This window comes from Streptomyces sp. NPDC057702, from assembly GCF_042799315.1.
GTDB lineage: Bacteria > Actinomycetota > Actinomycetes > Streptomycetales > Streptomycetaceae > Streptomyces.
In genome coordinates this window covers 1-7,855 of the sequence record NZ_JBHVJC010000039.1, presented here as the reverse complement: position 1 = coordinate 7,855, position 7,855 = coordinate 1, and the positions used below count along the sequence as shown (strand labels likewise).

The 7,855-nt window shown below is 76.1% G+C and carries 6 protein-coding genes; all 6 read right to left on the bottom strand.

Annotated elements, in window-relative coordinates; genetic code table 11:
- Positions 1-102: 102 nt before the first annotated feature.
- On the bottom strand, positions 103-651 hold the full coding sequence (locus tag ACFVFR_RS26210) for a methylated-DNA--[protein]-cysteine S-methyltransferase (protein ID WP_383705957.1): 549 nt from the start codon (positions 649-651) through the stop codon (positions 103-105).
- Positions 652-734: 83 nt separating this feature from the next.
- Positions 735-2,204 (bottom strand): AlkA N-terminal domain-containing protein, encoded by a 1,470-nt coding sequence (locus ACFVFR_RS26205; protein WP_383705955.1) that lies wholly within the window; start codon positions 2,202-2,204, stop codon positions 735-737.
- Between the two features lie 186 nt (positions 2,205-2,390).
- A complete protein-coding gene (locus tag ACFVFR_RS26200; protein WP_383705953.1) occupies positions 2,391-3,116 on the bottom strand; it encodes a VOC family protein in 726 nt (241 codons plus the stop codon).
- 99 nt (positions 3,117-3,215) lie between these two features.
- Positions 3,216-4,631 carry a phytoene desaturase family protein gene (locus ACFVFR_RS26195; RefSeq protein ID WP_383705951.1) on the bottom strand — a complete coding sequence of 472 codons (1,416 nt, stop codon included), beginning with the start codon at positions 4,629-4,631 and terminating at the stop codon, positions 3,216-3,218.
- 66 nt (positions 4,632-4,697) lie between these two features.
- Complete coding sequence (locus tag ACFVFR_RS26190; protein WP_383705949.1) at positions 4,698-5,537, bottom strand: inositol monophosphatase family protein; 840 nt, start codon at positions 5,535-5,537, stop codon at positions 4,698-4,700.
- Between the two features lie 95 nt (positions 5,538-5,632).
- On the bottom strand, positions 5,633-7,453 hold the full coding sequence (locus ACFVFR_RS26185; protein ID WP_383705947.1) for a gamma-glutamyltransferase family protein: 1,821 nt from the start codon (positions 7,451-7,453) through the stop codon (positions 5,633-5,635).
- Positions 7,454-7,855: the final 402 nt, after the last annotated feature.

Below are 7,855 nucleotides of genomic sequence, written 5' to 3'. Positions count from 1 at the left end.
GAGGGCCGCCGGCGCCGCCCCGTCCCCCGGGGGGCCCGCCCCCACCCCCACCGCCCGCCCCACCTTCGGGGCGGGCGCCCGGGCCGGTGGGGTGGTGCGGGCTCAGAAGAGCTGTTCCTGGGCGGCGCCCTGGGTCGGCTCGTCGACGAACGCGCCGTCCACGCACTGGAGGTTGCCGCTCTCGAAGTCCAGGAGCTGCCGCTTGCGGGCCAGGCCGCCGCCGTACCCGGTCAGGCTGCCGGTGGAGCCGACGACCCGGTGACAGGGGACGATGATGCTGATGGGGTTCTTGCCGTTGGCCAGGCCGACGGCGCGGGCGGCGGTGGGCTGGCCGAGGGTGTCGGCGAGCTGGCCGTAGGAGATGGTCACGCCGTGCGGGATGGCGCGCAGCTCCTCCCAGACCCGCTGCTGGAACGGCGTGCCCGCGAAGTGGACCGGCAGGTCGTCGAAGTCGGTGCGACGCCCCTCGAAGTACTCCGTGAGCTGCTCGATGGCCTCGTCGAACGGTTCGTCGTCCCGTTCGCCGAAGGTCTCCAGCGCCGGCAGGTGCCGCTGGTTGGTCATGTACAGACCCGACAGCACCCCGTCGGTGGCCACCAGGGTGAGCGGGCCACAGGGGCTGTCGATCAGGGTGTGGACGCGTACGGGCACGGCAGGTAGCTCTCCTTGGGCTCGGACTGGGTGAGGGTATCGGGCGCGGCGCGGGCGGCGCACACCGCTCGCGCGCGCAGGTCTCAGGCGGGCAGCAGGTTGATCGGGTGGTCGTCGGTGGCCCACAAGTACTGCACGGCGTACGCGCGCCAGGGCCGCCACCGGGCGCTGTAGCGCACCAGCGCACCGGGGGTGCCGGGCAGGCCGAGGCCCTCCGCGGCGCGGCGGATGCCGAGGTCGGTGGGGAGGAAGGCGTCCGGGTCACCCAGGGCGCGCATCGCGATCGACTCCACCGTCCAGGGGCCGATACCCGGCAGGTCGGCCAGTTGGGCGCGGGCCCGGTCCCAGTCGCTGCCGACGTCCAGCGTGATCTTCTCGCTGGCCAGCGCGTCGATCAGGGTGCCCAGGGTGGCCCGGCGGGTACGCGGCATGGCCAGTGCCTGCGGGTCGTGGTCGGCCAGCGCCCGGGTGCTGGGGAAGAGGTGGGTGAGGCCGCCGGCGGGGTCGTCGACCTGCTCGCCGTGCGCGACGACCAGCCGCCCGGCGTGGGTGCGCGCGGCGGCCGTGGACACCTGCTGGCCCAGCACGGCGCGCACGGCGAACTCGTCGGCGTCCACCGTGCGCGGCACCCGGCGCCCCGGCGCCTTGTCGACCAGCGGCGCCAACTCCGCGTCCGTGCGCAGCAGGTCGTCGATGGCGACCGGGTCGGCGTCCAGGTCGAGCATGCGGCGGCAGCGGCTGATCGCGCCGGCCAGGTCGCGCTGGTCGGTGAGCGAGAGCTGGCAGCCGATGTGGTCGGGCGCCGGGCGCAGGCTGACGATGCCGTGCCCGTAGGGCAGCCGCAGCGTGCGCCGGTACGCCCCGTCGCGCCACTCCTCCACGCCCGGCACGGCGGTGGCCGCGAGGTGCCCGAACAGGTTGTCCGGGCACAGCGGGGCGCGGAAGGGCAGGCGGAGGCTGAGTACGCCGGGGGCGGTGGGCCGGTCGCCGCGCCGGGTCCGGCCACGCAGCTCCGTCGGAGAGAGCGCGAAGACCTCGCGCACGGTCTCGTTGAACGTGCGGATGCTGGCGAAGCCGGCGGCGAAGGCGACCTCGGCCATCGGCAGCTCGCTGGTCTCGATCAGCAGCCGGGCGGTCTGCGCGCGCTGCGCGCGGGCCAACGCGAGGGGCCCCGCGCCCAGTTCGGCCAGGAGCTGGCGCTCGACCTGCCGGGTGCTGTAGCCGAGCCGGGCGGCCAGGCCCGGGACGCCCTCGCGGTCCACCACGCCGTCGGCGATCAGGCGCATGGCGCGGGCGACGAGGTCGGCGCGCTCGTTCCACTGGGGCGAGCCGGGGCTGGCGTCCGGGCGGCACCGCTTGCAGGCGCGGAACCCGGCCTGCTGGGCGGCGGCGGCGCTCGGGTAGAACGTCATGTTCTCGACCTTGGGCGGCACCACCGGGCAGCTGGGGCGGCAGTAGATGCGGGTGGTGAGGACGGCGGTGAAGAACCAGCCGTCGAAGCGGGCGTCCTTGGACTGGACGGCTCTCACGCACCGGTCGAAGTCAGAGTGCATGAGCTCAGCATCGCGGGTGCGCACGGTCAGGGCTCGCGGAAATCCGACATAGCCCTGGAGCCGCGCCCATCTGGCCGATCTTGGTCCATCGGCCCGCCGTCCCGGCCCCCTCTCGTACCGTCGCACCACCCGCCCGTCCCCGCGCGCGGGGACGCCGAGCCAGGCTTGGACGGGGTGCCGCCGGGCCTACGCGGGCCGCAGGTCCAGGCCGTTGATCCGGGTGGTGGGCGGGGTGCCGCCGGCCAGCAGCAGCGTGGTGATCCGGTCGGCGGGGCCGGCGACGAAGCGCACCTGCGCGCCGGGCAGGGGGACCACGGTGCCCCCGTCGGTGACCGGGAGCTGGACGAGGCGGCCCAGCCAGGCGGCGGCCCCGGTCGGGTCGGGGGTCTCGATGACGAAGCCGACCAGGTCGTGGTCGCCGCCGCGCCCTCCCCCGCCCCGGTAGGTGTCCAGGATGACCTGCCGGTCGGGGGTGTAGGTGATGAAGAACGGCGCCCAGCGCGGGGCGTCCGGCAAGAACGCCTCCCGGAAGGAGACGGGCGAGCCCTCGCGGGCGAAGGTCACCAGGTCGACCGGGTGGCCCTCGGCGCGCAGCCGTTCGGTGGTGGCCGCGACGTCGGCGACGTTGATCGCGAAGTTGAGCCCGCCGCCGCCGGCCGCGAGCCGGTCGGTGACGAAGGGCATCATCGGTGCCATCGCCCGGCCGTAGGGGGAGGTGGCGAACTCGGCGTGGTCGACGATGCCGAGGATCTCGACGTAGCGCACGTCCAGCCGCCACGCGCCGTTGCGAAACCCCAGGTAGGGCTCGTTGGCATGGGCGGTGAGCCCGGCGGCCGTGTACGCGGCGACGGCCTCGGGCACGTCCGGTACGCCGTGCAGCAGATGATCGAACTCCGGTGACTCCGTCGCCATGACACGCCCTCCCGTGGAAAGTTAGGCCACCCTAACAACACCGGTCACGGCGGGCGGCACCGGCTGCCCTCGTGGACGGGCGGCTTGACGGGGCGTCAGCTATCGGCCGCGCAGGCGGTTCCACACGGCGCGGGCCGCGTGGTGTCCCGACATGCCGTGGACGCCGGGGCCCGGCGGGGTCGCCGAGGAGCACAGGAAGATCGCGGGGTGGGCGGTGGCGTAGGGGACGCGGGCCAGCTTGGGGCGCAGCACCGTCTGGAGGCCGGTGAACGCGCCGCAGGCGATGTCGCCGCCGACGTAATTGGCGTTGCGGGCGGCCAGTTCGGGTGGCCCGGCGATCGCGCGCGCGAGCACCCGGTCGCGAAAGCCCGGGGCGAAGCGCTCCAGTTGCCGCTCGATCACCTCGGTGGCGTCGCCCCGCCAGCCGCTGGGCACGTGCCCGTACGCCCAGAAGGTGTGCTTGCCGGCGGGGGCGCGGGTGGGGTCGACGAGGCTGGGCTGGGTGGTGATGAGGAAGGGCACGGCGGGGTCGCGGCCGTCGGCGGCGGCGTGCAGGGCGCCGTCGATCTCGCCGAGGGTGGCGCCGACGTGCACGGTGCCCGCGCGGCGCGCCGCCTCGGCCGTCCAGGGCACGGGCCCGTCCAGGGCGTAGTCGATCTTGAAGGCGGCGGGCCCGTAGCGAAAGCCCCGGTAGGCGTCGCCGAGGCCGGCGATGCGGGCCAGCGCGGTGGGCGAGGTGTCGAAGACGTACGCGCGGGCGGGTGGCAGGTCGTCCAGGCGCTTGACCTCGTAGTGGGTGTGCACGACGCCGCCCAGTTCGCGCAGGTAGGCGACGAGGGCGTCCGCGATGGCCTGCGAGCCGCCGCGGGCCACCGGCCAGCCGACCGCGTGCGCGGCGAGCGCGAACATCAGGGCGATGCCGCCGGTGCCGACGCCGCGCAGCGGGGCGACGGTGTGCGCGGCCAGCCCCGCGAGCAGCCCGCGCGCCTTCTCGTGCTGGAAGCGGCGGGCGAGCAGGGCCGCGGGTTGCAGGGCGAGGGTGCCGAAGCGCACCCAGCCGGCGGGGTCGCGCGGCTGTCCGAGCCAGGGGGTGCGCAGGAAGTCGGCGGCCAGCGCCTCCCAGCGGCCGACGTAGGGAGCGACCAGGCGACGGTAGGCGCCCGCGTCCCGGACGCCCAGCGACATCGCGCTCTCGCCGACGGAGCGGGCCAGGACGGCGGCCGTGCCGTCCGGGAAGGGGTGGGCCATCGGCAGCTGGTGGTGGAGCCAGCGCAGGCCGTGTCGCTCCAGGGGCATGGCGTTGAAGGCGGGCGAGCCGGCGCCGAGTGGGTGGGCCGCCGAGCAGGGGTCGTGCCAGAACCCCGGCAGGGTCAGCTCCTCGGTGCGGGCCCCGCCACCGGGCGCCTCGCGCGCCTCGAACACCTCCACGGCGTGGCCACGGCGGGCCAGCTCCACGGCGGCGGTCAGGCCGTTGGGTCCGGCCCCCACCACCACCGCGTCGAGCATCGACGGCACATCGGCCTCCTCACCTGTGAGGTCGCCTCCGGTTGCGGCTGCGGCGTGCGCGGGTGGTACGCCGACCTAGCCCACGGCGGCCAGCAGGCCCAGGATATGCGCAACGGTCTCCGGGTCCCGCGCCGCGGTGAACGGCAGCGCGTTGCCGCCGGCTATGCGGAACGGCTCGCCGGAGAAGGTGGCGGAGGCGCCGCCCGCCTCGGCGACCAGGAGCAGCCCGGCGGCGTGGTCCCAGGGGTTCTCCCAGGAGAAGGCCACGGCGTCCAGCGTGCCGCGGGCCACGGCCAGGTACTCCAGGCCGGCGGAGCCGCAGGGGCGCGGGGCGACCCCGTCGGTCACCAGGCCCGCCAGCGACCGCTTCTCCACGTCGGTGGTGAAGTCGAAGTGCGAGGTGGCCACGTCGATGACCTTGTCGGCCGGGCGCGGGCCGCAGCGCAGCGGCCGGCCGTCGAGGGTGGCGCCGCCGCCCCGGCGGGCCACGGCCATCAGGTCCAGGGCGGGCGCGAAGGTCCAGGAGGCGAGCAGTTCCCCGTGGTGGGCCAGCGCGACCAGGGTGGAGAAGCCGGAGTCGCCGGCCACGAACTGACGGGTGCCGTCCACCGGGTCCACGATCCACACGGGCGTGTCGCCGTCGAGCGCGGCCAGGATGCCCGCGTCGGCGTGCACGGCCTCCTCGCCGACAACCACGGAGCCGGGCAGCAGCTCGGTGAGGGCGGCGGTGAGCTGCTCCTCGGCGAGCCGGTCCGCGACGGTGACCAGGTCGTGCGGGCCGTTCTTCTGCACGACCTCGTGCTGCGCCAGTTGCCGGAACCGCGGCATGACCTCCGTGGCCGCCGCCTTACGGACGGCCTCGTCCACCGCCGCCTCCAGGCGTGCCCATTCCTGCGGGTCCATAGCTTCGATCATGTGTCCATCGAACCATGCCCCACCAGCAGATTTGACATCGCCTGCCTGGCCACAGGGTGAACTCCGGGAAAACCAGCGCGCGGCGTAGGCGGGACTCAGCGGCCGACGGCGTACCCCTGGGCCCCGCGCGGATTGGCCGCCGCCGCGAGCACGCCGGTCTCCGGGTCCCGGGCGACCGCGCTCAGCCGGCCCTGTGACCACGGCCCGCCGACGGTGACGTCGTGGCCCCGGCGGCGCAGCTCGGCGACCAGCTCCGGGGGGAACCGCTCCTCGACGGTGACGCCGCCGGGGCGCATCCCGCGCGGGTAGAACGACTCGGGGAAGCTCTCCTGGTGCCAGCCCGGGGCGTCGATGGCGCCCTGGAGGTCGAGCCCGCCGCGTACGGGGGCGCGCAGCGCGACGGCCAGGAAGAAGTGCGTCTGCCACTGGTCCTGCTGGTCGCCGCCGGGGGTGCCGAAGGCGAGGACGGGTTCGCCCGCGCGCAGGGCCAGGGAGGGCGAGAGGGTGGTGCGCGGGCGGCGGCCGGGAGTGAGCGTGTTCGGCAGGTCGGGGTCGAGCCAGGCCATCTGGAGCCGGGTGCCGAGCGGGAAGCCGAGTTCGGGGACGACGGGGCTGGACTGGAGCCAGCCGCCGCTGGGCGTCGCCGAGATCATGTTTCCCCAGCGGTCCACGATGTCCAGGTGGCAGGTGTCGCCACGGGTGCCGCCGTCGGCCGCCACGGTCGGCTCGCCCACGCCCGCCGCCGTGCTGGTCAGCGGGCCCGTCGCGGCCGGCTCGCCGTGAGCTGCGGCCAGCGCGTGCGCGGCCTGACGCGGGGTGCGGCCTCCGGGGCCGCCCGGGCGCAGGTCGAAGGAGGCGGTGGGGCCGATCAGCGCGCGGCGGGCGGCGTTGTAGTCCGCGTCGAGCAGGTCGGCCAGCGGTGTGGTGGCCGGGCCGCGCGCGTCGCCGTACCACGCCTCCCGGTCGGCGAAGGCGAGCTTGCCGCCCTCGACCAGGGTGTGCACGTACTCGGGTGTGCCGTAGGCGGCGGCGTCCAGGTCGGGCGGCAGGAGGGCGAGTTGCTGGAGCAGGACCGGGCCCTGCGACCAGGGGCCGGGCTTGCACACGGTCCAGCCGTTCCAGTCGTACCGGGCCGGTTCTTCGTAGCTGGCCTCGAAGCCGGCCAGGTCGTCGCCGTCGAGCGGGCCGGCGTGCCGGCGGCCGGAGGTGTCGAGCGCGGGCCGGGCCGCGCCGGCGACCAGGGCCTGGGCTATGAACCCGGTACGCCACACGCGGCGCGCGGCCTCGATCCGCGCCTCCCGGTCGCCGCCAGCCGCGTCCGCCTCGGCCAGCAGCCGGCGCCAGGTGGCGGCCAGCGCCCGGTTGGTGAACAGCGTGCCGGGGGCGGGGGCCCGGCCTCCGGGCAGGTACACCTCGGCGGAGGTGGTCCACTCGGTCTCGAAGAGGGCGCGCACCCGCTCGACGGTCTCGGTGACGCGCTCCACCGGCGGGTGGCCGCGCTCCGCGTAGCCGATGGCGTACGTCAGCACCGACTCCAGCGACCGGGTGCCGTGGTCGCGCAGGAGCAGCAGCCAGGCGTCGAAGGCGCCGGGGACGGCGGCGGCCAGCGGGCCGGTGCCGGGGACCAGGTCCAGGCCGAGGTCGCGGTAGGCGGCGGCGCTGGCGCCGGCCGGCGCCGGCCCCTGGCCGCACAGCACCCGCACCGGCCCGCCGGCCGGCGCGATGATCATCGGCGCCTCGCCGGCCGGGCCGTTCAGGTGCGGCTCCACCACGTGCAGCACGAACGCGGCGGCCACCGCAGCGTCGTAGGCGTTGCCCCCGTCCTCCAGGACCGCCATCGCCGACTGGGAGGCCAGCCAGTGCGTCGTGGCGGCCATGCCGAAGGTGCCCTGCAGGGTGGGCCGGGTAGTGAACACGCGAGGACTCCTCGGGCCGGGGGCGGGGGCGGGACGCTGGCGCGCTGGCGTGAGCGTACGCAGCGACCGCCTGTCAGCGGCAGTACGCCCCGCCCCGGGACGCCCCCGGGCGGGGCGGGCACCGGGACCCGGGCGGGGCGGGCGCGGGACCCGGGTGGGGCGGGCGCGGGGTTCCAGCACGGGGCGTACGGGATGGCCGGGCGCCCCGTGGGACTGTCGGACGGCCGCGTCGGGCCAGCCGGTCGGAGCGGGCGGGGCCGACCGAGGTGTGGGGGCCCGGCTGGTCGGGGTGTCGGGCCCGGCCGGTGGCGAGCCGAACGGGTGGGCTCGGCGTGTCGGGTGCGCGGTCGGCGCGGTGGTCGGGCGCCCGACCGGCGGGGGTCGGGCACCCGGTGGGCCGCC

Coding starts and splice junctions, on each gene's coding strand:
- ACFVFR_RS26200 (WP_383705953.1), bottom strand. CDS start 3,116: ATGGCGACGGAGTCACCGGAGTTCGATCATCTGCTGCACGGCGTACCG.
- ACFVFR_RS26205 (WP_383705955.1), bottom strand. CDS start 2,204: ATGCACTCTGACTTCGACCGGTGCGTGAGAGCCGTCCAGTCCAAGGAC.
- ACFVFR_RS26190 (WP_383705949.1), bottom strand. CDS start 5,537: ATGATCGAAGCTATGGACCCGCAGGAATGGGCACGCCTGGAGGCGGCG.